Annotated in this window: 21 protein-coding genes; 16 read left to right on the forward strand and 5 right to left on the reverse strand. The window is 64.1% G+C overall.

Annotation, left to right across the window (positions count from 1 at the left end; genetic code table 11):
• The first annotated feature begins 282 nt into the window (after positions 1-282).
• Positions 283-2,778 (forward strand): TonB-dependent receptor, encoded by a 2,496-nt coding sequence (locus CFE28_15550; GenBank protein OYU71278.1) that lies wholly within the window; start codon positions 283-285, stop codon positions 2,776-2,778.
• A 282-nt stretch (positions 2,779-3,060) separates the two neighbouring features.
• On the opposite strand, the gene CFE28_15555 is transcribed toward CFE28_15550, so the two are convergent.
• Both CFE28_15555 and CFE28_15560 read right to left on the reverse strand, forming a co-directional pair.
• Entirely contained in the window at positions 3,061-3,612 is a 552-nt protein-coding gene (locus CFE28_15555) for a GNAT family N-acetyltransferase (protein OYU71279.1), read from the reverse strand.
• The gene (locus CFE28_15560) at positions 3,609-4,076 is read right to left on the reverse strand and encodes a hypothetical protein (GenBank protein OYU71280.1); all 468 of its coding nucleotides are present in this window, start codon (positions 4,074-4,076) and stop codon (positions 3,609-3,611) included. Before CFE28_15560 ends, CFE28_15555 begins: the two co-directional genes overlap by 4 nt.
• A gap of 130 nt (positions 4,077-4,206) precedes the next feature.
• Here CFE28_15560 and CFE28_15565 point away from each other — a divergent pair, with 130 nt between their 5' ends.
• Genes CFE28_15565 through CFE28_15580 form a run of 4 tightly spaced genes read left to right on the forward strand, consistent with a single transcriptional unit; the run spans position 4,207 to position 8,095 of the window.
• Positions 4,207-5,244: a serine hydrolase gene (locus CFE28_15565; protein OYU71281.1), complete on the forward strand. Its 1,038-nt coding sequence runs from the start codon at positions 4,207-4,209 to the stop codon at positions 5,242-5,244.
• Complete coding sequence (locus tag CFE28_15570) at positions 5,241-7,268, forward strand: oligopeptide transporter, OPT family (protein ID OYU71282.1); 2,028 nt, start codon at positions 5,241-5,243, stop codon at positions 7,266-7,268. Before CFE28_15565 ends, CFE28_15570 begins: the two co-directional genes overlap by 4 nt.
• 50 nt (positions 7,269-7,318) lie before the next feature.
• On the forward strand, positions 7,319-7,519 hold the full coding sequence (locus CFE28_15575; GenBank protein OYU71283.1) for a hypothetical protein: 201 nt from the start codon (positions 7,319-7,321) through the stop codon (positions 7,517-7,519).
• Between the two features lie 3 nt (positions 7,520-7,522).
• A complete protein-coding gene (locus CFE28_15580) occupies positions 7,523-8,095 on the forward strand; it encodes an ATP:cob(I)alamin adenosyltransferase (GenBank protein ID OYU71284.1) in 573 nt (190 codons plus the stop codon).
• A gap of 2 nt (positions 8,096-8,097) precedes the next feature.
• Here the strand turns inward: CFE28_15580 and CFE28_15585 are convergent, their stop codons facing one another.
• Positions 8,098-8,364, reverse strand: coding sequence for a hypothetical protein (locus CFE28_15585; protein OYU71285.1), 267 nt, complete (start codon positions 8,362-8,364; stop codon positions 8,098-8,100).
• A 156-nt stretch (positions 8,365-8,520) separates the two neighbouring features.
• On the opposite strand from CFE28_15585, the gene CFE28_15590 reads away from it, so the two are divergent.
• The 10 genes from CFE28_15590 to CFE28_15635 all read left to right on the forward strand — a co-directional run bounded on the left by CFE28_15590 (position 8,521) and on the right by CFE28_15635 (position 19,198).
• Positions 8,521-9,270 (forward strand): electron transfer flavoprotein subunit beta, encoded by a 750-nt coding sequence (locus tag CFE28_15590; protein ID OYU71286.1) that lies wholly within the window; start codon positions 8,521-8,523, stop codon positions 9,268-9,270.
• A complete protein-coding gene (locus CFE28_15595; protein OYU71287.1) occupies positions 9,270-10,214 on the forward strand; it encodes an electron transfer flavoprotein subunit alpha in 945 nt (314 codons plus the stop codon). Before CFE28_15590 ends, CFE28_15595 begins: the two co-directional genes overlap by 1 nt.
• Positions 10,215-10,421: 207 nt before the next feature.
• Positions 10,422-11,300: a 3-hydroxybutyryl-CoA dehydrogenase gene (locus CFE28_15600; GenBank protein OYU71288.1), complete on the forward strand. Its 879-nt coding sequence runs from the start codon at positions 10,422-10,424 to the stop codon at positions 11,298-11,300.
• 88 nt (positions 11,301-11,388) lie between these two features.
• Positions 11,389-12,657 (forward strand): diguanylate phosphodiesterase, encoded by a 1,269-nt coding sequence (locus CFE28_15605; protein OYU71289.1) that lies wholly within the window; start codon positions 11,389-11,391, stop codon positions 12,655-12,657.
• A gap of 31 nt (positions 12,658-12,688) precedes the next feature.
• Entirely contained in the window at positions 12,689-13,546 is an 858-nt protein-coding gene (locus CFE28_15610; GenBank protein ID OYU71290.1) for a TIGR01459 family HAD-type hydrolase, read from the forward strand.
• A gap of 50 nt (positions 13,547-13,596) precedes the next feature.
• Positions 13,597-14,031 (forward strand): (R)-hydratase, encoded by a 435-nt coding sequence (locus CFE28_15615; protein OYU71756.1) that lies wholly within the window; start codon positions 13,597-13,599, stop codon positions 14,029-14,031.
• Between the two features lie 4 nt (positions 14,032-14,035).
• Positions 14,036-14,977: a riboflavin biosynthesis protein RibF gene (gene ribF / locus CFE28_15620; protein ID OYU71291.1), complete on the forward strand. Its 942-nt coding sequence runs from the start codon at positions 14,036-14,038 to the stop codon at positions 14,975-14,977.
• 155 nt (positions 14,978-15,132) lie between these two features.
• Entirely contained in the window at positions 15,133-18,060 is a 2,928-nt protein-coding gene (locus CFE28_15625; GenBank protein ID OYU71292.1) for an isoleucine--tRNA ligase, read from the forward strand.
• A 25-nt stretch (positions 18,061-18,085) separates the two neighbouring features.
• The gene (gene lspA, locus CFE28_15630; protein OYU71293.1) at positions 18,086-18,550 is read left to right on the forward strand and encodes a signal peptidase II; all 465 of its coding nucleotides are present in this window, start codon (positions 18,086-18,088) and stop codon (positions 18,548-18,550) included.
• Between the two features lie 90 nt (positions 18,551-18,640).
• Positions 18,641-19,198 (forward strand): beta-barrel assembly machine subunit BamF, encoded by a 558-nt coding sequence (locus CFE28_15635; protein OYU71294.1) that lies wholly within the window; start codon positions 18,641-18,643, stop codon positions 19,196-19,198.
• Between the two features lie 9 nt (positions 19,199-19,207).
• Here CFE28_15635 and CFE28_15640 read toward each other — a convergent pair whose 3' ends face one another.
• Positions 19,208-20,161 carry a TraB/GumN family protein gene (locus CFE28_15640; GenBank protein OYU71295.1) on the reverse strand — a complete coding sequence of 318 codons (954 nt, stop codon included), beginning with the start codon at positions 20,159-20,161 and terminating at the stop codon, positions 19,208-19,210.
• Positions 20,162-20,343: 182 nt separating this feature from the next.
• On the opposite strand from CFE28_15640, the gene CFE28_15645 reads away from it, so the two are divergent.
• Positions 20,344-22,182, forward strand: a complete 1,839-nt coding sequence (locus CFE28_15645) for a DNA mismatch repair protein MutL (GenBank protein ID OYU71296.1) — start codon at positions 20,344-20,346, stop codon at positions 22,180-22,182.
• Here the strand turns inward: CFE28_15645 and CFE28_15650 are convergent.
• Positions 22,179-22,952, reverse strand: a complete 774-nt coding sequence (locus tag CFE28_15650; GenBank protein ID OYU71297.1) for a transcriptional regulator — start codon at positions 22,950-22,952, stop codon at positions 22,179-22,181. The genes CFE28_15645 and CFE28_15650 overlap by 4 nt on opposite strands.
• Positions 22,953-22,973: the final 21 nt, after the last annotated feature.

The raw sequence follows: 22,973 nt of genomic DNA on the forward strand, positions 1-22,973 counted from the left end.
CTTTCCGTGTTGACCGTGAACCGGCCCGGGAGAACCGTTGGCTATCGATCGGATATGTCCACGTTTCTGCGGGGAAATAGACGCACGTATGACTGGATCTGGGCGTTTCTGAGTTTGCTGCATTGCGCAATCCTGCGCGAAGCGGACGGCTTCAACGGATGAATTCCGTTAGGTCGCTCATATGCTCCCCGAGACAGCTCGAAGACTTCACAATCAGCTCTCAATGTTGGGCTGAACAACACGAAAGCGACCAAAAAGGTCGGCGGTAGAGGGGCTTACTTTATGACTCAAAGAAATAAACTCAAACTTCTTGGCGGGGCCTCCCTCGCGGGGTTCATGCTGCTGGCTGGCCAGGCCTTGGCCGATGACGCCGCCGCGCCTGCAGGCACCGTAGATGAAGTCATCGTCACCGGCACCCGTCAGACCGGCCTGAAGGTCGAAGACAGTCCGGCGCCGGTTCAGGTGGTGGGCATCACCGCCCTGCAGCAATCAGGTCAAACCGATCTGCGTATCGGCCTTGCCAATGTCGTGCCGTCCTTCACGGCCCAGGCTTTCGGCGGTGATACGGCCAACCTGACCCTTTCCGCCCGCCTTCGCGGCCTGTCTCCGAACCATGCGCTTGTTCTGGTGAACGGCAAGCGTCGCCACACCACGGCGAACCTCGCCGTTCTCGGCGGCGCCTTCCAAGGCGGCGCATCCGCCGACCTGAACTTCATTCCCATGGCCTCGATCGACCACATCGAAGTCCTTCTTGAAGGCGCGGCCGCCCAGTACGGCACGGACGCCATCGCCGGCGTCATCAACATCATCCAGAAAAAGGGCACATCCGGCGGCGAAATCGCCGTGGGCGGTGGTCAGTACTTCGATGAGGGCGGCCTCACCGGTGACTTCTCGGCGAATATCGGCATCGAGCCGATCGAGAACGCCTATCTGAACGTCACCTTCCAGTCGAAGTATCATGACTTCAGCTTCCGCGGCGACGTGGATCCCCGGGTTCTGAACACCCCCTACAACACCACCTCCAGCAACCGACTGGGCAATTATCCCGCCCTGGCCAATGCGCCGGGCTACCCCTACATGAACCGCATCTCGGGCGACGCCGAGTATCGCTTGAACACCGTGGCCATCAATGCCGGCTACAAGGTCTCGGATAACCTCGAAATCTACTCCTTCGGCACCTATGGCCATAAGATGGGCCAGGCCTATGAAAACTACCGGGTCCCTTCCCGCGTCGTCGGCAAGAACGGCGTCCGCCCGAGGCCCCTGGGCTTCAGCCCGAAGGAATCCATCATCGAGGATGATTACGCCTTCACGGTGGGCACAAGCGGCGTCGCCGGTGGGTGGAATTTCGATGTAGCGACCACCTACGGCAAGGACGTGGAATCAGTAAACGTCCTCGACTCGCTCAATGCCTCGCTCTACGTCGACACGTCCACGGCCACCAGCAACGGCTTCTCGCCGACGGACTTCCACGCCGGCGACTTCATCGCCAGCCAGTGGTCCACAACGGTCGACCTTTCCAAGGAATATGATGTCGGCATGGCCGGTCCTCTGACCGTCGCCTATGGCGCTGAATACCGTAAGGACACCTACGAGATCAAACCCGGGGATGCGGGCTCAACCTACAAGGAAGGCTCACAGTCCTATCCGGGCTTCCTCGCTACCGACGCCGGCAAGCACGAGCGCACCAACTATGCGGTCTATGCCAACCTGGCGGGCAATCCTGTCGAAGGACTGCTGCTCGACGCCGCCCTTCGGTTTGAAGACTTCAGCGACTTCGGCAACACCACCGTCGCAAAGCTGACCGGTCGCTATGACTTCAACGACATGCTGGCGGTGCGGGCGACGGCGTCGACAGGCTTCCGGGCGCCGACCCTGGCGGAATCGTTCTACTCCGCCACCAACGTGTCCCCGACTTCGGCCTTTGTTCAGCTTCCGCCGAACTCTGCGGCCGCCAAGCTGGTCGGCGTCAACGGCCTGAAGCCCGAGAAATCGACCAATCTCAGCCTCGGCTTCGTCGCACACCCGGTTGGTGGTCTGACCGCCACCCTGGACATCTACCAGATCAAGATCGAAGACCGCATTGTGGGCTCAGGCTCGCTGTTCGGCTCGGGCGGCGCGATCAATTCGCCCTCCGTAACGGCGGCGATCAAGGCCAACGGCAATATTCTGGACTCCACCGTCACCCAGACCGGCATCAACATCTTCACCAACGGCCTCGACACCCGGACCCGCGGCGCAGACTTCGTGCTGACCTACAGCACGGCCCTGGAGACCTATGGCCGCATCGACTGGACGGCGACTGCGAACTTCACCGACACCAAGGTGACCAAGATTGCGGCATCGCCCACCCAGCTGGCTGCCGGCGTCTCCCTGTTCGACCAGTCCGCCCTGGCCTTCCTGGAAACTGCGGCGCCCAAGTACAAGTTCACCGGCGGCGCCGTGTGGAACTGGTCTGGTCTGACAGTCAGCCTGAAGGAGTCCCTGTTCGGGAAGTCCTCCAGCCTGGGCAGCCTTGATGGCAAGGACTACTACAAGACCGAAATCAAGCCGACGCTGATCACCGACCTGGATGTCAGCTACAAGGTTATCCCTTCGGTCAAGGTCACCATCGGCGCCAACAACCTGTTCAACAAATACCCGAACAAGGTGAACGCAACGCTGCGGGCCAAGTACTTCGAGACAAACCAGAACGCCTATGTGACCCAGTATCCGACCATTTCGCCCTTCGGCATCAATGGCGGCTACTATTATGGCCGCATCATCTACACCTTCTAGATCCTCGGATCTGGAATCCCCGAGGAAGGGCGGCCCGCGAGGGTCGCCCTTTTTCGTTCTGGAGCGCGTTCCCTTTAGACGGAATCGTCTAAAGGGTAAAACTGCGCTCTGATTCAAAGGTTTAGAGCACGCTGGTCGCGATAACCGGTTCCCACTTATCGCGGCGGGCTCTAGAGCGCGTTCCCTTTAGACGGACCCGTCTAAAGGGTAAAACTGCGCTCTGATTCAAAGGTTTAGAGCACGCTTGTCGCGATAACCGGTTCCCACTTATCGCGGCGGGCTCTAGGCCAGGATCTTGCCCATGCGCTTCAGGGGAACGACCACCCCCCGGGAGGTCTGTCCGTCGAATGGCTCCAGCACCTCATATCCCATGGCCAGATAGAGCGGCTCACCCGACAGGGTGGCGGCCATTTCAGCCCGCCTGAACCCTTCGGCCGCCGCTGCGGCTTCACAGGTCCTGATCACCAGGCTTCCGACGCCCTGCCGGGCGAAGGCCGGGTGAGTGTACATGGCGCGGATACGTGCGGCGTCGGTCAACGGATCCAGAACGGCGGCATTCCGGCCGGGTGTCTGGTCGCCGCCAAACAAGGTGGCGCGACGGCTCCATCCGCCACACCCGGCTATCTGGTCGCCGGACTCTACCAGGAAATAGGTGCCATCGAGGATGAGCTGGGTGTCGAGCCCCATGATTTCATGTGACGCTTCCACTTGCTCCGGTGTGAGGAATTCAGACTGGAGGTGATTGATGGAAAGCTTCATCAGGGCCGAAAGTGCGGCGAGGTCGTCCGTCGTCGCCTGGCGGATAGAAAGCGGGCTTGGGTCAGTATTGGTCATCGCCAGAATCTAGCGAGCTTCGCCACATCGCGCCAATGGGCGTTGGGAAACCGGTCGTCCGAGACCAGGGCCAAGGCGAAGCAGGAGTGCGCAAGCCAGGTGAAAAACTCCGATGTAAACATGGATGACCAGAAAAGCTCTCCTCCGTTCAGCATTATTGTCGCCGTTGCTATCCAGGTAAGAGTTACGCTGGCAGCAAAAATTAGCAAAAATAAACTCTTCGCGCTCCTGATGATTATCAGGATTGTAATTAGATCAATAAGGAAACTAATTGATCGCATTGATATTGAATTATCTGGAAAATGGAGAACATACTTCAGAAAATTTGCGACATAATACTGAGACATGACCCCCCAGATCGCAAACTTGGTCTCGGGGGAGCCTCTTACCAATGACCAGATGCAAATGACCGGCAGGGACAGATAGAGCGCCGCGTGCTCGACCAGGGTCAGAAATTCCAGCATCTCGGTCCGGGACAATCAGTCTCTTGCTTGAACATCATTGTCGCGCACGTCGGGCGTGTGGAACAAGCCGTTTTGTCGAGCTGCGCCGCGACCCCGTGACAATTTGGTTGGGCCGGGTCAGTCTCAAGCCATGAGCACCCTGCCGCCCCTACCCAAGCAACCCCACGGATTATCCTGGCCAACTGCCGCATGGCCAACGGGCGATCTACCCGCAAGTCTCGACCGGACGGGGTTTGAATCCGCCATGACCCGGGGCTTCGCCGATTTCGGGGAGACCCATGCTGTCGTCGTCATTCAAGGCGGGCGGTTGATCTATGAACGCTATGGACCCGGCCACGGCCCGGACGCGACCTGCATGTCCTGGTCAAAAGCCAAGAGCATCACCCATGCCCTTGCCGGCCTTGTGGTCGGCGATGGCCTTCTGGACATCGAGGCGCCAGCCGATGTCCCGGAGTGGCGGACACCGGGAGATCCCCGGGGTGGCATAACCACAGATCAATTGCTCCGCATGTCCAGCGGCCTGACCTTTGCCGAGGTCTATGAAGCCGACCAGGCTTCCGACACGATCGCCATGATGTGGGGCGAGGGCAAGCAGGACGTGGCGCACTATGCTGCTTCAAAGCCCCTGGCATTCGCGCCGGGCAGCTTCTGGTCCTATTCTTCTGGAACCACAAACATCGTTTCCCGCCTGCTGGCCCGACGCCTCGACTCCTATGGCGATGACTTCCTGGACTTCATGAGAACGCGTCTCTTCGAGCCGCTGGGCATGACCAGCCCAGTTCCCAAATTTGACCCGGCGGGCACCTTCATCGGGTCGTCCTTCTGTTTCGCCACAGCCAGCGACTTCGCACGTTTTGGTCTGCTCTACCTTCGGGACGGCCAGTGGGAAGGCCGACAGATCCTGCCAGCCAACTGGGCGGACTATGCGCGCATTCCCACCTGGCAACAGGACGGGATCACGGACGGCCCCTACGGCGCGCACTGGTGGCTGGGACTGGGCGGGCCCGGATCGTTTTCCGCCAACGGGCATGAGGGCCAGTATACGGTCGTGGTTCCAGACCTCGACATGGTCTTTGTCCGCCACGGCAAGACGCCGACACCCCTGCGGGACGACCTGAAGGCCTGGGTGGGAAGTACGATCAACCTGTTCCGGAGCCCTGCCCCATGACCTCGCCTGTTTCGGACCCTGGCTCAGGCGCTGGCAGAGTAGAACTCACCGTCCGGGGCCTGCTCCTTGGCGTCGCGATCACCTTCGTGTTCACGGCGGCCAATGTCTATCTGGGTCTCAAGGTGGGTCTGACCTTCGCCTCCTCCATTCCAGCTGCGGTCATTTCCATGGCCCTGCTGAAGGGCTTCAGATCCTCGACCATCTATGAGAACAACATTGTCCAGACCGTCGCGTCAGCGGCGGGGGCCATGTCGTCGATCATCTTCGTGTTGCCAGGCCTTGTGATGATCGGCTGGTGGACCGGTTTTCCATTCTGGACCTCCTTCACCATCTGTGCGGCGGGCGGCGTTCTCGGGGTCATGTACACCATCCCCCTGCGCCGTGCCCTGGTGACCCAATCGACCCTCCCCTACCCCGAAGGCGTCGCGGCCGCGGAGGTCCTGCGTGTTGGAACCGCAAGCCGGGGAGACGGCGACTCCGCGGCGGACGAGGGCCGCGCAGGTCTGGGCGCCATTCTGATCGGAACCCTGGCTTCGGCGGGCTTCGCCCTGGCGACGGCTGCCGGGATTTTCGTGGCGGAAGTTTCGAAATACTTCCGCCTGGCGACGGGCGGGGCCACGGGACTGGGCGCTGCCATGTCCCTTGCCCTGATTGGCGCAGGCCACCTGATGGGGATCGCCGTGGGCATGGCCATGCTAACAGGCCTGATCATCGCCTGGGGAATAGCTGTGCCTGTCCTCACTCATCTGGCGCCAGGGACCGGCCCCGCGGCCGATCTGGCCCAGGGAATCTGGTCCCAGAAGGTTCGCTTCATCGGCGCTGGCGCCATCGGCGTCGCGGCCATCTGGACCCTGGGCAAGCTGGCGGCGCCGGTCTGGCTGGGCCTGAAGTCAGCCATTGCCGCACAGGGCCTGCGCAACACCCCCGCCGGCGGCGCCCTGCCGCGGGTTGAACAGGATATTCCCATAGCCTGGGTCGGGGTCATTTCCCTGGCATGCCTGATTCCAATCGCCTGGGTCGTCGCCCATTTTGTTTCCAGCGGATCCCTCTCCGCCCTGCCCCTGACCCTGGGCGCCCTGGGCTATGTAGTGGTGGCGGGTTTCGCGGTCGCAGCAGTCTGCGGCTATATGGCCGGGCTGATCGGCTCATCCAACAGTCCGGTTTCCGGGATGGCCATTCTGGCGGTTCTGGGGGCGGCCCTTCTGACCCTGGCCATAGCAAAGCCCTTCATCATTGATGGCGACGCCAGGCCCCTTGTGGCCTTCGCCCTTCTGATCACAGCCATTCTGCTGGCCGTCGCGGTCAGCGCCAATGACAATCTGCAGGACCTGAAGACCGGCCAGCTGGTGGACGCCACCCCATGGCGTCAGCAGGTCGCCCTCTTGCTGGGGGTTGTGGCGGGGTCGGCGGTCATTCCGCCGATTCTGGACCTGCTCAACAAGGCGAACGGCTTCGCCGGTGTTGATGGTCACGCCATTTCCGCCAATCCCCTGCCGGCGCCTCAGGCGACGCTGATCTCCACCATCGCCACAGGCGTGATCGATGGGCGGCTGGACTGGGGGCTCATCGCCATTGGCGGGGCTCTGGGCGCCATACTGGTCATGGTCGATGAGGGCCTGCGCGCCGCCAGTCGCAACAGGCCCGATGGCCGAACCCTGTCCCTGCCCCCCCTCGGCGTGGGAATCGCCATCTACCTGCCCTCGACGGTCACCTTCCCCGTGGTTCTCGGCGCCCTGGCTGGATGGGCCTATGATCGCCACGCCCAGGGAAAGCCGCGCGGCGAGGCGGCCCGCCGCCTCGGCGTCCTGATGGTCTCAGGCCTGATCGTCGGCGAGGGCCTGTTCAATGTCGCCCTCGCCCTGCTGATCGTGGTGTCCGGCAAGGGCGCGCCCCTGGCTGTAGTGGGCGAAGGATTCTCCGGCGCGGCGACAGCTCTGGCCGCGATCGCCTTCATCCTGGCGCCGCTGGGGCTCTATATCTGGACATGGCGGCGGTCCCGAACCCTTGAGGGTCAGGACCAGTAGGGCGCATTTCCTGAATCCCAATTTCAGTCAGGAGGGTCTATTATCGCCCCATGTTGAACATCATCAATTTCCTGATCCCCATTTCCCTGGCGGCCGTAACCCTGGTCCTGTTCATGGGCCTTTACGCCCTGTTCAGGGGCGGCGACTTCGGTCGATCCAACTCCAACAAGCTCATGCGCCTCCGGGTGCTGATGCAGGCCATAGCCGTCGCCCTGCTGATGGGCGCCCTCTGGTTCCAGAACCGGGCCTAGGCCGTGGTCACCCTGAACCGCATCTACACGCGCACGGGCGATGGCGGGACTACAGGCCTGGCCAACGGTCAGACGGTCAGCAAGACCGACCTGCGGGTTGCGGCCTATGGTGATGTGGATGAGACCAATTCCTGCATTGGCCTGGCCAGGCTCCACACCTCGGGAACCGTTCTGGACGAGGTCCTGGGCCGGCTCCAGAATGAACTCTTCGATCTTGGCGCAGACCTGGCGACGCCCGCCCGGGCTGATGAAGCTGAAGGCGTGGTCCTGCGCATTCTCGACAGTCAGGTGGCGCGACTTGAGGCCGAAATCGACCAGCTCAACTCTGACCTTCCGCCATTGACATCTTTTGTCCTGCCTGGCGGGACACCTGCCGCAGCAGGGCTGCATCTCGCCCGCACCATCGCCAGACGGGCTGAACGCGCCGTTGTAGCCCTGGCTGAGTCTGGGCAATCGGTCAGTCCCGCGGCCCAGCGATACATCAACCGGCTGTCGGACCTGTTGTTTGTGGCTGCCCGCACCGCCAATGCATCGGGCCAGGGCGACGTTTTCTGGAAGTCCGGCGCGACGCGCTGAGCCTATTTTTCAGCCTTTTCGGCCTTCAGTCTGGCGACCTCGGCCTTGGCGGCATCCCGCGCGGCATCGTCCTTGATGATGCGGCCGGTTATCGAGGAAATCGCGATCGGGGTCGCGCACTCCCGGGTGCGCCAGTCCCACCACTTGCCTGCCTCTTCGCAACGCTCTCCGGGCCAGATCCAGACAATCTGCACGAAGAAAATGGCGAAGGTGGTCGCCAGGAAAACGCCGAAGATGATCTTGGTCTGGCGTTCGATGGTCAGCTTCATGTCGTCCGTCTTGCCGTAGATTCACGGCGCCCCGCGGGCGCCTGCCTTGAAATTCACGTAACACATATATGGCGGCGCGCTTGCAAACGCCGCTCAAATGGTTATGCCCCAACCCGTCGAATTTGTTGCAATGCAATTTGAGGCGCTAGGCAAGTCATGAAGGTGCTCGTCCCGGTAAAGCGGGTGATCGATTATAACGTGAAGGCGCGAGTGAAGGCCGACCAGACCGGCATCGATCTCGCCAACGTCAAAATGTCGATGAACCCGTTCTGCGAAATCGCAGTCGAAGAAGCAGTCCGCCAGAAGGAAAAAGGCGTCGTGACGGAAGTCGTCGCCGTCTCCATCGGTCCGGCCCAGGCCCAGGAAACCCTGCGCACGGCCCTGGCCATGGGCGCTGACCGCGCCATCCTGATCCAGACCGATGTCGATCCTGAGCCCCTGGCGATCGCCAAGCTGCTCAAGGCCGTGATCGCCCAGGAAAATCCCGATGTGGTGATCATGGGCAAGCAGGCCATTGATGGCGACAACAACGCCACGGGCCAGATGCTGTCGGCCATGCTGGACTGGCCCCAGGCCACCTTCGCCAACTCGATCGAACTCTCGGCTGGCAAGGCGACCGTCTGCCGCGATGTGGACGGCGGCATCCAGACCGTGGACGTGGCCCTTCCGGCCATCATCACGGCGGACCTGCGGCTCAATGAACCGCGCTACGCCTCCCTGCCCAACATCATGAAGGCCAAGAAGAAGCCGCTGGATGTCACCGATGCGGCGTCCCTTGGCGTCGACATGGCGCCGCGCCTCTCCGTGGTGAAGGTCACCGAGCCGCCGAAGCGTGGCGGTGGGATCAAGGTCGAAACGGCCGCTGATCTGGTCAACAAGCTCAAGACTGAAGCGGGGGTTCTCTAATGGCCGTTCTCGTCGTCGCTGATCACGACAATGCGTCCCTGAAGGACAACACACACAAGACCGTAACCGCCGCCCTGGCCATGTCGGGAGACGTCGACATCCTGGTGGCCGGCTCCGGCGCCAAGGGCGTCGCCGACGCCGCTGCCAAGATCGCCGGTGTCCGCAAGGTCCTGCTGGCCGAAAGCGATTCCCTGGGTCAGGGCCTGGCTGAAGCCGTCGAAGCCGTCATTACGCCGCTCATGGCCAATTATGACGCCGTCCTCACCCCGGCGACCTCGCAGGGCAAGAACTTCAGCCCCCGCGTCGCCGCCAAGCTGGACGTCGCCCAGATCTCGGAAATCGTCGAAGTCGTCGACGGCTCGACCTTTGTCCGGCCGATCTACGCCGGCAACGCCCTCGAGACCGTCAAGTCTTCGGATGGCAAGAAGGTCATCACCGTCCGCGCCACCGCCTTCAAGGCGGCCGGTGAAGGCGGCTCGGCCTCGGTAGAGTCCATCGGCGCTGGTCCGGGCGCAGGCAAGACGACCTTTGTCAGCCAGCAGCTGGTCAAGTCGGCCCGTCCGGAACTGACCGCCGCGAAGATCGTGGTTTCCGGCGGTCGCGCCATGGGCTCGGCCGAGGAATTCCAGCGGGTCATCGAACCCCTGGCCGACAAGCTGGGCGCCGCCGTCGGCGCGTCCCGCGCGGCAGTCGACGCGGGCTATGCCCCCAACGACTATCAGGTTGGCCAGACCGGCAAGGTTGTGGCTCCGGAACTCTATGTCGCCATCGGCATTTCCGGCGCCATCCAGCACCTGGCCGGCATGAAGGACTCCAAGGTCATCGTCGCCATCAACAAGGACGGCGATGCGCCGATCTTCCAGGTGGCCGATTACGGCCTGGTCGCCGACTACAAGGCCGCTGTTCCTGAACTGATGGAAGCCCTGGCCGCCGCAGGCGTCTGAGGCCTTTCCAGACCAGATTGAGAGAGCCGGGTCTTTGGGCCCGGCTCTTTTTTTGCCCGTAATCCCGGTGGCGGCGCGGCGCCCAGGACACAGTCCGGCGCCTCCTTTCCGCTGCGTTGCAGCAAATCCTTGGCGACGGCCCCTCCGCCTATGTTAGAGAACTGTCACAGGCGGCGAGATGGGCCGCCCTCTTGAGGCATTGGTCGCATGGTTGATATCCGCTCGGTCGGCATTGTCGGCGCAGGTCAGATGGGTTCGGGCATTGCCCACGTGGTGGCCCTTGGGGGCTATGACGTCCACCTGCACGACGTCAGCGCAGACCGGATCGAAGCCGGCCTCAAGCAGATCGAGCGCAATATGAGCCGTCAGGTGGTGCGCGGCATCATCACACAGGAGGCCATGGACGCCGGGATCGCCCGGATCAAGGCCGCCCCTGAACTGCAGACCCTGGGCTCCACGGACCTGGCCATCGAGGCGGCCACCGAGAACGAAGAGGTCAAGAAGTCGATCTTCAAGGCCCTGACCCCCTATCTGAAGCCGGAAACCATTCTGGCCTCGAACACCTCGTCCATCTCGATTACCCGCCTGGCCTCGGCCTCGGACCGCCCGGACCGGTTCATCGGCCTGCACTTCATGAATCCCGTGCCCCTGATGAAGCTGGTGGAGATCATCCGCGGCATCGCCACCGGCGCCGCGACCTACGAGGTCGCAGTCAATTTCGCCAAGTCACTGGGCAAGACCACGGCCAATGCCGAAGACTTCCCGGCCTTCATCGTCAACCGCGTCCTGGTGCCGATGATCAATGAAGCCATCTACACCCTCTATGAAGGGGTCGGCACGGTCGACGCCATCGACACCGCCATGAAGCTGGGCGCCAACCATCCCATGGGTCCGCTGGAACTGGGCGACTTCATCGGTCTGGACACCGTCCTGTCGATCATGAACGTCCTGCACGAGGGCCTGGCCGACTCAAAGTACCGACCCTGCCCCCTGCTGACCAAGTATGTGGAAGCTGGCTGGCTGGGCCGCAAATCGGGTCGCGGCTTCTACGACTATCGCGGCGAGACCCCGATTCCGACCCGATAAGGCCCGGCAGCGGGGCGTTTTCGTCTAATTGGGTCGACTTGACCAAGGTCCGTAGACGATACTGATCGCTGATTCGGATCGGCGAAACATGCGACGCCTAACCCTGCCTCTGCTGACGGCCAGCTATGTCATACTGGCCATGATCCTGGCCCTGTTGCTGTGGCGCAACGGGGGTGGCTGGGGTGCGGGTCTTGCGGCCATGGTCGGCGCCCTCGGGCTCTGCTTCGCCTTTCACGGACTGATCAGCCGGGCCCTCGAGACCACGGCCCTGCGCGGCGAGCTGGAAGCCATCCGCGAAGCCCACCGCATTGTCATCGACCAGATGGAGCGCATGGACAGGCGTGTCTCCGAAGTGGTCGAGATCACCACCGTCGACGCCCAGCGCCGGTCAGAGGAACTGACCAGCGAGGTTCACCTGCTGGAAGACCTCGTCCAGCGCATGAGCCAGAAGCTGGAAGAGCGGCTCTCGAACCCCACCGTATCGGGCGCCCCGCGCGACTTCGACCGCAACCACCGCCAGTCCGTCGCCCTGCTGGAAACCGTTCGCCAGGCCCTGGCCGACAACCGGGTCGACCTCTATCTCCAGCCGGTGGTGAACCTGCCCCAGCGCCGGACCGTCTTCTACGAAAGCTTCTCCCGCCTGCGGGACGAAACCGGCCGGGTGATGATGCCGGCGGAATACCTGACCGTCGCAGAGCCTGAAGGCCTGGTCACCGCTATCGACAACCTGCTGCTCTTCCGCTGCGTGCAGATCGTTCGCCGCCTGGCCAAGACCGACAAGAAGATCGGCATCTTCTGCAATGTCTCCATGGGCAGCCTGGGGGATGAGACCTTCTTCCCGCAGTTCCTGGAACTGCTGTCGGAGAACCGTGATCTGGCCGGCGCCCTGATCTTCGAATTCGGCCAGGCCGCCTTCGACACCCGCGGCTCGGTGGAGGCCCGCAATATGGGCAAGCTGGCCGATCTGGGCTTCCGCTTCAGCCTGGACAAGATCATCGACCTGGACCTCGACTTCCAGGACCTGGCCCGCTCGGACGTCAAGTTCATCAAGGTCGGCGCCCAGTTCCTGCTCGACCAGCTGGTTGAGACCGACGAAGGCCTGATCCTGAAGTCCCTGCCGGACCTCGCCGCCCAGGACTTCTCGGCCCTGACCCAGCGGTACGGCGTCGAGATCATCGTGGAAAAGGTCGAGGCCGAGCGCCAGATCGTCGATATTCTCGAGCTGGAAATCGGCTATGGCCAGGGTCACCTGTTCGGCGAACCCCGGCCAATCCGCGACGCCGTCCTGGCCGAAACCACGCCGCCATCTGACTTCATGCGCCCCGCAACGCGCAAGCGGGTCGCGCGCCGCGGTTGACCCCCGGCGTCCCGGCGGCTACCGCCCCTCCATGACGACGCTGATCTCCGGACTGTCCGCCCTCGCTGACCGCTATGATGTGGTGCTCTCTGACGTCTGGGGGGTGATCCACAATGGCCGGGAAAGCTTCCCCGAGCCCTGCGCGGCCCTGGCCCGCTGGGGCGCCGAGCGCGGCCCCATGGTGCTGATCTCCAACGCCCCCCGACCGGCGGCGGCTGTAGTTTCCCAGCTGGACGAGCTGGGTGTGCCCCGCGCAACCTGGCAGGCCTTTGTGACCTCAGGCGATGCAACCCGCACCCTGCTGGCCCCCCGGGCGCCAGGCCCTGCCTGGGCCATTGGTCCAGAGCGCGCCCAGACCCTCTATACGGGCCTTGGCCTGGAATTCGCCGATCTGGAAAACTCTGCCTTTATCGCCCTCACCGGCCCCTATGATGACGAGACCGAGACGCCGGAGGACTACCGCGCCCGCTTCGAAGTCGCCGTAGCCCGGGGCATGCCGATGATTTGCGCCAACCCCGACATTGTCGTCCAGCGCGGGGACAAGCTGATCTATTGCGGCGGCGCCTTGGCCCAACTTTACGAACAGATGGGCGGCGAGGTCTTCATGGCAGGCAAGCCCCACGCCCCGATCTATGACCTCTGTCTGGTCGAAGCCGAACGCCTGCTGGGCCGCCCGGTGGACCGCAGCCGCGTCCTCTGCATCGGCGATGGCCTGCCAACGGACATCAAGGGCGCCAATGACCAGGGCCTGGACGTCCTGTTCATCGCCAGCGGCATTCATGGCGGCGAGACCCTGGGGCCTGACGGGCTCAATCTTGAGGCCGTGAATGGTCTGTTGAACCAGGCCGGGGCTCGCGCCACCTACGCCATGGCGGATCTGGCCTGGTAGCGTCAGGCCGCGCCAGACGGTATGAAGCGGAAGAGAATTCGGGGGTGACCGTGCAGGGATTGTTTTTCGAGGATCTGAGCCTGGGACAGAGCGCCCAGATGAGCAAGATCGTCACCGCCTCCGATATCGAAGCCTTCGCCGCCGTCTCCGGCGACGTCAATCCGGTCCATCTGGATGAAGCCTATGCCCGGACTACACCCTTCCAGGGCCGCATCGCCCACGGCATGCTGTCGGGCGCCTATATCTCGGCGGTGATCGGCACCAGATTGCCGGGGCCCGGCGCAATCTATCTGTCCCAGAGCCTGAAATTCCGCCGCCCGGTGAAGATCGGCGACGCTGTCGTCGCCACGGTCACGGTTTCGGCCCTGGATGAGCGCCGGGGCCATGTCACCTTCGTCACCACCTGCCAGGTCGACGGCAAGACCGTCGTCGAAGGCGAGGCCGTCATCATGGCTCCCCGCCGGACACCAGCTGAAGGCCGCTGAGCCCATGCGGATTGTCCGAAGCTGGAAGGAACTTGCCGACGCCGATCGCGGCGCCTCGGTGGCTCTGGGTAATTTTGACGGCGTACACAAGGGCCATCAGAGCGTCATCGCCCTGGCTGCAGAGGCGGCGAGGGCGACCGGCGCCCCCCTGGGCGTGATCAGCTTCAATCCCCACCCCCGCCGGATCTTCCAGCCCGACGCCCCGGCCTTCCGCCTCATGAACCTGGACCAGCAGGCCAAGGCCCTGGCCGACCTCGGCGTGGACATCTTCTACATCCTGCCCTTCGACCTCGAGATGGAACATCTGAGCGATCGGGACTTCGCCCAGAAGGTTTTGCACGACGGCCTTGGGGTAAGTCACGTCAGTGTCGGTTTCGACATCTCGTTCGGGAAGGGCCGCACCGGCAGTCCCCAATCCATGAGCGCCTATGGCGCCGAGATGGGCTTTGGGGTTTCCATCGCCCAGCCGGCGGGGCCTGCGGGCTCCAAGTATTCCTCAACCGCGATCCGGACCGCCCTGCGGGAAGGCAGGCCGGATGAGGCGGCAGAGATCCTCGGCCGTCCCTTCGCCATTCGCGGGCCCGTCGAACGGGGTCGGCAGCTGGGCCGGACCATCGGCTTTCCCACCGCCAATGTCGCCCTGGCCGACTATGTCGGGCCCCGCTTCGGCGTCTACGCCACCCGCACCCGCCTGCCCGATGGCCGTGAGGTTCCCGGGGTCGCCAACATCGGCGTCAATCCGACCATTGAGGGCGAGATCGCGCCTCGCCTGGAGGTCTGGCTCTTCGACTTCGATGAAGACATCTATGACCAGGTCATCGAGACCGACCTGGTAGCCTTCCTGCGGGACGAAGCCAAGTTCGACGGTCTGGAGACCATGACCGCCCAGATCCACAAGGACGCCGACGAGGCGCGGGCCCTGCTGACGGCCTCGAAAAACCGCTAGGGCTTGGGTTCCCGCCCGGCCTCTGCTACAGCCCCGCCATGATTTTGGTTCGGACAGGTCAGCGAATTCGTCGCCCGGCGTGACGCCGTCGGACATAGTTCCAGCGCGCGCCGGGTTTCCCGCACCCCATTCTCCGAGACCGGTTGGAAAGTCCCATGGCCGACGACGCTGACAAGCCCACACGCGATTATCGCGAAACCGTATTCCTCCCCGACACCCCCTTCCCCATGCGGGCGGGGCTGCCGCAGAAGGAGCCCGAGACCCTGGCCCGCTGGGAAGCGGCGGATCTCTACAACACCATCCGCAAGGACCGTCAGGGCCGCGGCGCGCCCCTGTTCGTCCTGCACGACGGCCCGCCCTACGCCAATGGCGCCATCCACATCGGCCACTCCCTGCAGAAGACCCTGAAGGACTTCGTGGTCCGTTCGCGGTTCGCCCTGGGCTATGACGTGGACTATGTCCCCGGCTGGGATTGTCACGGCCTGCCCATCGAGTGGAAGATCGAGGAAGAGCTGCGCGCCAAGGGTCGCCGCAAGGACGAGGTCTCCAAGGCCGAGTTCCGCTCCCTATGCCGCACCTATGCCGACCACTGGATCGGCGTGCAGATGGACGGCTTCAAGCGCCTGGGCGTCCTGGGCGACTGGGCCAACCGCTATGCGACCATGGACTATGGCAGCGAGGCCACCATCGTCGCCGAGTTCCACAAGTTCATGATGAGCGGCCAGCTCTATCGCGGCTCCAAGCCGGTCATGTGGAGCCCCGTTGAGCGCACCGCCCTGGCCGACGCCGAGGTGGAGTATCACGACCACAACAGCCCGACCGTCTGGGTGAAGTTCCCGGTCGTCGAAGGCCCCAATGACGCCAGCGTGGTCATCTGGACCACCACCCCCTGGACCATCCCGGCCAACCGGGCGATCAGCTTCTCGGAAAAGATCAGCTATGGCCTCTATGAGGTCTCGGCCATGGAGACGGGGCTGGAATTCGAACCCTGGGCCAAGGCTGGCGACCGCCTGATCGTCGCCGACAAGCTGGCCGATGACGTGGCGAAATCCGCGAAGATCGCCGCCTGGACCCGACTGGACGCCGTCGATCCAACCGGCATGGTCTGCGCCCATCCCCTGGCGACCTTCGACTCCTACTACGGCTTCAAGGTGCCCCTGCTGGAAGGCGACCATGTCACCGACGACGCCGGCACGGGCTTTGTCCACACTGCGCCTGGCCACGGCCAGGACGACTACCTGATCTGGCTCAAGCGCCGGGCCGACCTGGAAGCCCTGGGGGTTGATCCGACCATCCCCGAAACCGTGGATCCGGACGGCGCCTATTATCCCCACGTCGCCCTGTTTGCGGACCTGAAGGTTCTGGAAACCGAGGGCAAGAAGTCGGGCAAGTTCGGCCCCGCCAACCCGGCGGTGATGGACAAGCTGATCGAGGCCGGAAACCTGCTGGCCCGGGGACGGACCGAGCACTCCTATCCGCACTCCTGGCGGTCCAAGGCGCCGGTCATCTTCCGCAATACGCCCCAGTGGTTCATCCGCATGGACCAGCCGATCGATACCCCGGCCCACGGCGGCAAGACCCTGCGCGAGACGGCCCTGGCCGCCATAGCCGCCACAGCCTTCCATCCTGAAGCCGGGCGTAACCGCATCCGCTCCATGGTCGAGAGCCGCCCCGACTGGCTGATCAGCCGTCAGCGGGCCTGGGGCGCGCCCCTGGCCATGTTCGTCGACAAGACCACCGGTCAGCCCCTGCTGGACAAGGCGGTCAATGAACGGATCATCGACCTGATCAACAAGGAAGGCGCCGACGCCTGGTTCGCCCGGCCGGTCACCGACTTCCTGGGCGACCATGATCCCGAGGCCTATGAGAAGATCGAAGACATCCTCGATGTCTGGTTCGACTCAGGCTCGACCCACGCCTTCACCCTGGAAGGCCGCGAGCACACCCGCTGGCCCGCCGACCTCTATCTGGAAGGCTCGGACCAGCATCGTGGCTGGTTCCAGTCCAGCCTGCTGGAAAGCTCGGGCACCCGGGGCCGCGCGCCTTACAACGCCGTTCTGACGCATGGCTTCACCATGGATGAGAACGGCGAGAAGATGTCCAAGTCCAAGGGCAATGTCCTGGACCCGGCCAACGTCATCCGCGAGAGCGGCGCCGAGATCATCCGTCTGTGGGTGGCTATGGTCGACTATTCCGACGACCAGAGGATCGGCAAGACCATCCTCAACACCACCACCGACGCCTATCGCAAGCTGCGCAATACGGTGCGCTATCTGCTGGGCGCCCTGGCCGGGTTTGATGAGTCCGAACAGGTCGCACTGGAAGACATGCCGCCCCTGGAGCGGTTCATCCTGCACCGTCTGCACGAGCTGGATGGCCAGGTCCGCACGGCCTATGACGCCTTCCTGTTCCAGGACGTGATCCGGCCCCTGATGGAATTCTGTCAGGTGGAGCTGTCCTCCCTGTTCTTCGACATCCGCCGGGACGCGCTCTATTGCGACCAGCCGACCTCGCTGAAGCGCCGGGCCGCCCGGACGGTCATGAACGCCGTCTTTGAACGCCTGACCATCTGGCTCTCCCCCCTGGTTCCCTTCACCATGGAAGAGGCCTGGACGACCCGTTACCCGGACGCTGTGTCCAATTCCCTGCGCGTCTTCCCGGAGACCCCGGCCAGCTGGGCCAATCCGGCCGAGGCCGGGCGTTGGGCGAAGATCCAGTCCGTCACCTCCGTAGTGACTGGCGCCCTGGAAATCGAACGTCGTGAGAAGCGCATGGGCGCCGCCCTCGAAGCCGCCCCCCGGGTGCATATCAGCCAGGCTGACCTGCTGGCGGCCTTTGACGGCCTCGACGCCGCAGAGCTGTTCCGCACCAGCCAGGCCACTCTGGTCGCCGGCGAGGGACCAGCTTCGGCCTTCCGCCTGTCTGAGTCGCCGGGCGTCACTGTAGAGCCCCTGAAGGCCGAAGGCCGCAAGTGCGCCCGGTCCTGGCGCATCCTGCCCGAGGTTGGACAGGACGCCCGCTATCCGGACCTGTCCCTGCGGGACGCCGAGGCCGTCGCCGCCTGGGACGCCGCCCGTGGCTAATCCGGTCGGAACCCGGATCGGCGGAATGGGTCTGGTTCTGGCGGCAGGGATCCTGATCGCTGATCAGGCGAGCAAGGCCGCCTTCCTGAATCTCGGCCTGCTGGAGGGCATGTCCCGTCCCCTGTTTGGCCCCTTCAACCTGACCATGGTCTGGAACAAGGGAATCAGCTTCGGCCTTCTGAGCGCCCATCACGATCTGGCGCGCTGGGCCCTGACCCTGTTCGCCATGGCCGTGGCGATCTTCCTGGGCTCCATGTTGCGGACAGCTGACCGTCGTCTCCTGGCCATTGGTCTGGGCCTGGTCATGGGCGGCGCCATCGGCAACGCCATCGACCGGATCCGATTCGGCGCCGTGGTGGATTTCTTCGACGCCACCAGCCTGATGTTTCCGTGGATCTTCAATCTGGCCGACAGCGCCATAACCATCGGCGTGATCTTCCTGCTGCTGGATTCCCTGCTTCACAAACCGGACGCACCCGGGGCGGACTGAGCCCCCGCTCGAAAGCGTTGGCGTCGGCTCTGGTTTGCGCTATCCCATCTGCATCCCGGCCGGGGGCGGTCAAATGGAGCTATTGCGTTCATGCGTCTGAACCAAGTGATCATCGCCACCGCCATCATGGGTGCTGTCGGCCTCGCCGGTTGCGCCTCGGGAAAGCAGGCCCTGGGCATGGCCAAGGTCGTCCCAGATGAATTCCGCGTTGTCTCGAAGGCCCCGCTGGTGGTGCCGCCGGACTACGCCCTGCGCCCACCGGCTCCTGGCGAGCCCCGCCCGCAGGAACTGCAGCCGGAAAGCGCCGCCCGCACCGCCCTGCTGGGCCGCCGTCAGGCCGAAGACCGTTCCGGCGGTGAAGCCCTTCTGGTGACCAAGGCTGGCGCCGACAAGGCCGATCCCCTGATCCGCTTCGTCGTCGACGACGAGAATGGCGACATCTCCCACAAGGACAGATCCTTCTCGGACAAGGTCATGTTCTGGAAGAAGGGACAGCAGGCCCCGCTGGTTTCGGCCGCCGACGGCGACAATGTGCCCGCACCCATCGACCCGGCCGCTGAAGACGCAAAGATCAAGGCCCTGATCGGCGACAAGCCGGTGATCATCGCCCGCGAGAAGTCCAGCCGGTTCAAGCTGCCGGGCCTCTAGGGGTCAGGGCTAGTCCTCGCCGGGGGTCTTCACAACAAATCCGGCTGATCTCAACCTGTCCAGCACGCCCCCCTGTGAAAGCAGGGGGCGCAACTGCACCACCGCTATGGCGTGACCCGGCGTTTTCAGGGCGGCTGTGATGTCGGCGACCATGTCGCCCTTCACGCGGCCATCAAAAGCCAGGGCGCCCGGTGTCGCGGCGAGACAGCGCTCATAGGTGCGTTCCGCGGCCAGGGCGCCCATGACGTCGCCGTCCGCCCAGGCGCGGGAAGCCGCCAGGACGCCGCCGGGGCCCTCCTCCACGTCCTGAATGGCCTCATCCAGACAGGTCTGTCCGGCGGACTGCGGCGTCTTGGCGATCTGGCCCAGCAGGGGGCCGAGGTCGTAGGCCCTCTGCACCACCCGCACCTTGCTGCGCCGGGCCAGGTAGGCGATCAGCTTGGTGGGGTCTGTGGTGGTCAGGCCGGTCTTGTCGCGATAGTCATTGATCAGGGTCAGCCCCGCCGCCAGCGGATGGCGGATCTTGTAGTGGTCGGCGGGCTGGCCGACCTTTGTTCTGGCCGCCACAAACCGTGACCGGGCGGCGCCCTCCAGACCCTCTTCAAAGGGCTTGCTGGACTTGAGCCTCAGATAGCTGAAGGCCGCGCCTGGCGCGCCGGCCAGACGAACCTTCAGTCCATTGAAAGGCAGAATGACCTGCGTGGCCCCCTGCAGGCGCCGGTCGAAGATTACAGTGTTCCAGGCCTGACGCTTGGGGGCGATGGACGGCGTACCCAGGACATAGACCGTGGTGTCCCCGTCCATGACCCGCCACCAGGCTGGCCCCGGCAGGCGGGCGGTCACTACCAGTTCCTCCACAAGGGTGGCGTCTGGGTCGACCGGCTGCAGGTCGACCTGGGCCCTGGCGGCCGAGCTCAGGGTAAGGGCCAGGGCAAGGCTGGCCACAAATACCGTCCGGGTCATGGGTCACCTTTTCATCTGGCGCGTCCGCTGTCTGGAATCGTCCTAGAGCGCGTTCCCTTTAGACGGAATCGTCTAAAGGGTAAAACTGCGCTCTGATTCAAAGGCTTAGGGCACGCTTGTCGCGATAACCGGTTCCCACTTATCGCGGCGGGCCCTATAGTGCGGCGAAAGTCGGACACAACATGCCCATTCGTCGCCTTCCCCCGGAAACCGTCAACCGCATCGCCGCCGGCGAAGTGGTGGAGCGGCCCGCCAGTGCGGTCAAGGAACTGGTGGAGAACGCCCTGGACGCAGGGGCGAAGCATGTCGAGGTCCAGGCTGACGGCGGCGGTCTGTCGCGGATCCTGGTGGCGGATGATGGCGCGGGCCTGGGCCCCGAAGACCTGCCCCTGGCGGTAGAGCGGCACGCCACCTCCAAGCTCGGCCCGGACGCCGCCGGCGAATATGACCTGCTGAACATCTTCACCCTGGGCTTTCGGGGCGAGGCCCTGCCCTCCATCGGATCTGTCGCCCGGCTCACAATAGCTTCCAGAGCCCGCGGAGCGGCGGACGCCTTCATGATCCAGGTGGATGGCGGCGCGGTCTCCAGAGTGGCTCCCGCGGCCTTTCCTGGCCCCCACGGCGCCCGGGTCGAGGTGCGCGACCTGTTCTACGCCACCCCCGCCCGACTGAAATTCATGAAGTCCGAGCGGACTGAGTCCCAGGCCATTGTCGAAGAGATCAAGCGGCAGGCCATGGCCCATGAGGATGTCGCCTTCAGCCTCGACATTGACGGACGCCGCACCCTGCGCCTGCCAGCAGAGGCCAAGGGCCCCGACGGACGACTGGCGCGCCTGTCAGCCATTATGGGGCGGGACTTTTCCGACAACGCCCTGGCGGTGGATTATGTCCGCGACGGCGTGGCCCTCTCGGGCTTTGCGGGCCTGCCCACCCTGAACCGGGGCAATGCCGCCCACCAGTACCTGTTCGTCAATGGCCGGCCGGTCCGGGACCGGCTGCTGCAGGGCGCCCTGCGCGGCGCCTATGCCGATTTCCTGGCCCGGGACCGCCATCCCCTGGTCGCCATCTATCTGGACCTCGATCCCAATCAGGTGGACGTGAATGTTCACCCGGCCAAGGCAGAGGTCCGGTTCCGTGATCCGGCCCTGGTAAGGGGTCTGATCGTCGGCGGACTGCGACATACCCTGGCCGGCGCAGGCCACAGGGCCTCGACCTCGGTGGCCGACGACGTCCTTTCCCATGCCCGTCCCGGCTATGGCTTTGCCCCACAGGGTCCATCTCCCCAGGGCTTTTCGGCCTACGCCATGGGGGGCTGGCAGACCGTGAGCCCCCAGGGCCGGGCAGCAGACCTGCCGGGCCTGAGCGAAGTGTCCGCCCGAGCCGAGCCGGCTCCGGGGGGTTTTGCCGAAGCCGGGGCGCCGACGCCCTTCGACCCGATCGACTTTCCCCTGGGCGCCGCCCGGGCACAGGTCCACGAGACCTATATCGTTGCCCAGACCCGGGACGGGATGATCCTTGTGGATCAGCACGCGGCCCATGAGCGTCTGGTCTATGAGCGCATGAAGGTCGAAATGGCCCAGGGGGGCGTTACCCGTCAGGTCCTGCTCCTGCCCGAAGTTGTCGAGCTTGATCCGGCTGAAGCTGAACGTGTCGCCGAACGGGCCGATGAACTGGCGGCCCTGGGCCTGATTATTGAACCCTTCGGCCCTGGCGCCCTGCTGGTCAGGGAAACTCCGGCCTTGCTGGGCGAGACCGACGTTCGGGGCCTCGTCCGGGACATTGCTGACGATCTTGCCGAGAACGGGCAGGCCCTGGCCCTCAAGGAACGGCTGGAAGACGTCTGTTCCACCATGGCCTGCCACGGCTCGGTCCGGGCCGGTCGGCGGCTGACGGCCACGGAAATGAACGCCCTGCTGAGGGAGATGGAGGCCACCCCCCACTCAGGCCAGTGCAACCATGGCCGCCCCACCTATGTGGAACTCAAGCTCGCCGACATCGAGCGCCTGTTCGGCCGCCGCTAGGTCAGACTGCGTTCGGCATAAGCCGTCATGGCCAGACCGAGATATTCCGTCAGACCCTCTGCCCGACCTTCATAACGGGCCCTGAACTCTGGATGCTCGGCATAGAGGGCGGCAAGGCCGATGAAGGCCTCCCGATCCGGCGGACGCTTCCAGGCGCGAGCGACCCAGGCATGCAGCCGCCCGGCAATGGCCCGCGCCGCCTCTGAATCGGCAGGCAAGCCATTCGTCAGGGCAGACGCCATGTCGGCTTCGATCTGGTCGACCTCGGCCTGGGCGGCGACGTGATCGGACTGTTTCCAGTCCTTCATCCTGGCCTTCGAACCTTCGATTTCGGCCTTCACTCCCTGGCCATAGCGCTTCTCGAGCCAGGCCTCGTGCTCGGCCTGCTTTTTGGGGTCAAAGCCCCGATAGAGATCCCTGCTACTCACGTCCGCGTCTCCCTTGAGTTGGGCGAGGGTGCGGTCCACGGTTTCCAGCAGGACCTGATAGCGGAGGGCTTCCGCCGCCAGATGGTCCCTGTGGGTCTGCAGGGCCGATGCCGGATCAAACGCCGGGTCATCCAGGATCCTGCCGATCGCGCTGAGCGAAATGCCCATCTCACGGTGCAGCATGATCTGCTGCAGGCGCAGAAGGGCCTGACGTCCGTAATACCGATAGCCATTCTCGCCCACATGGTCGGGTTTGAGCAGGCCGATCTCATCATAATGATGCAGGGCCCGGACCGAGACGCCGGACATCCGGGAAGTCTCGCTGACGGTGTGGAAGGTCATGGCCAACCTCGCTTCTAGTAA

Source organism: Alphaproteobacteria bacterium PA2, assembly GCA_002256425.1.
Lineage (GTDB): Bacteria > Pseudomonadota > Alphaproteobacteria > Caulobacterales > Caulobacteraceae > Phenylobacterium.

What these genes read in the sequence shown, in the direction of transcription:
- CFE28_15640 (OYU71295.1), bottom strand. Translation starts at nt 20,161, where the DNA reads ATGACCCGGACGGTATTTGTGGCCAGCCTTGCCCTGGCCCTTACCCTG.
- CFE28_15590 (OYU71286.1), top strand. Translation starts at nt 8,521, where the DNA reads ATGAAGGTGCTCGTCCCGGTAAAGCGGGTGATCGATTATAACGTGAAG.
- CFE28_15565 (OYU71281.1), top strand. Translation starts at nt 4,207, where the DNA reads ATGAGCACCCTGCCGCCCCTACCCAAGCAACCCCACGGATTATCCTGG.
- CFE28_15600 (OYU71288.1), top strand. Translation starts at nt 10,422, where the DNA reads ATGGTTGATATCCGCTCGGTCGGCATTGTCGGCGCAGGTCAGATGGGT.
- ribF (OYU71291.1), top strand. Translation starts at nt 14,036, where the DNA reads ATGCGGATTGTCCGAAGCTGGAAGGAACTTGCCGACGCCGATCGCGGC.
- CFE28_15555 (OYU71279.1), bottom strand. Translation starts at nt 3,612, where the DNA reads ATGACCAATACTGACCCAAGCCCGCTTTCTATCCGCCAGGCGACGACG.
- CFE28_15570 (OYU71282.1), top strand. Translation starts at nt 5,241, where the DNA reads ATGACCTCGCCTGTTTCGGACCCTGGCTCAGGCGCTGGCAGAGTAGAA.
- CFE28_15645 (OYU71296.1), top strand. Translation starts at nt 20,344, where the DNA reads ATGCCCATTCGTCGCCTTCCCCCGGAAACCGTCAACCGCATCGCCGCC.
- CFE28_15560 (OYU71280.1), bottom strand. Translation starts at nt 4,076, where the DNA reads ATGCTGGAATTTCTGACCCTGGTCGAGCACGCGGCGCTCTATCTGTCC.
- CFE28_15605 (OYU71289.1), top strand. Translation starts at nt 11,389, where the DNA reads ATGCGACGCCTAACCCTGCCTCTGCTGACGGCCAGCTATGTCATACTG.
- CFE28_15575 (OYU71283.1), top strand. Translation starts at nt 7,319, where the DNA reads ATGTTGAACATCATCAATTTCCTGATCCCCATTTCCCTGGCGGCCGTA.
- CFE28_15625 (OYU71292.1), top strand. Translation starts at nt 15,133, where the DNA reads ATGGCCGACGACGCTGACAAGCCCACACGCGATTATCGCGAAACCGTA.
- CFE28_15635 (OYU71294.1), top strand. Translation starts at nt 18,641, where the DNA reads ATGCGTCTGAACCAAGTGATCATCGCCACCGCCATCATGGGTGCTGTC.
- CFE28_15550 (OYU71278.1), top strand. Translation starts at nt 283, where the DNA reads ATGACTCAAAGAAATAAACTCAAACTTCTTGGCGGGGCCTCCCTCGCG.
- lspA (OYU71293.1), top strand. Translation starts at nt 18,086, where the DNA reads ATGGGTCTGGTTCTGGCGGCAGGGATCCTGATCGCTGATCAGGCGAGC.
- CFE28_15585 (OYU71285.1), bottom strand. Translation starts at nt 8,364, where the DNA reads ATGAAGCTGACCATCGAACGCCAGACCAAGATCATCTTCGGCGTTTTC.
- CFE28_15610 (OYU71290.1), top strand. Translation starts at nt 12,689, where the DNA reads ATGACGACGCTGATCTCCGGACTGTCCGCCCTCGCTGACCGCTATGAT.
- CFE28_15650 (OYU71297.1), bottom strand. Translation starts at nt 22,952, where the DNA reads ATGACCTTCCACACCGTCAGCGAGACTTCCCGGATGTCCGGCGTCTCG.
- CFE28_15595 (OYU71287.1), top strand. Translation starts at nt 9,270, where the DNA reads ATGGCCGTTCTCGTCGTCGCTGATCACGACAATGCGTCCCTGAAGGAC.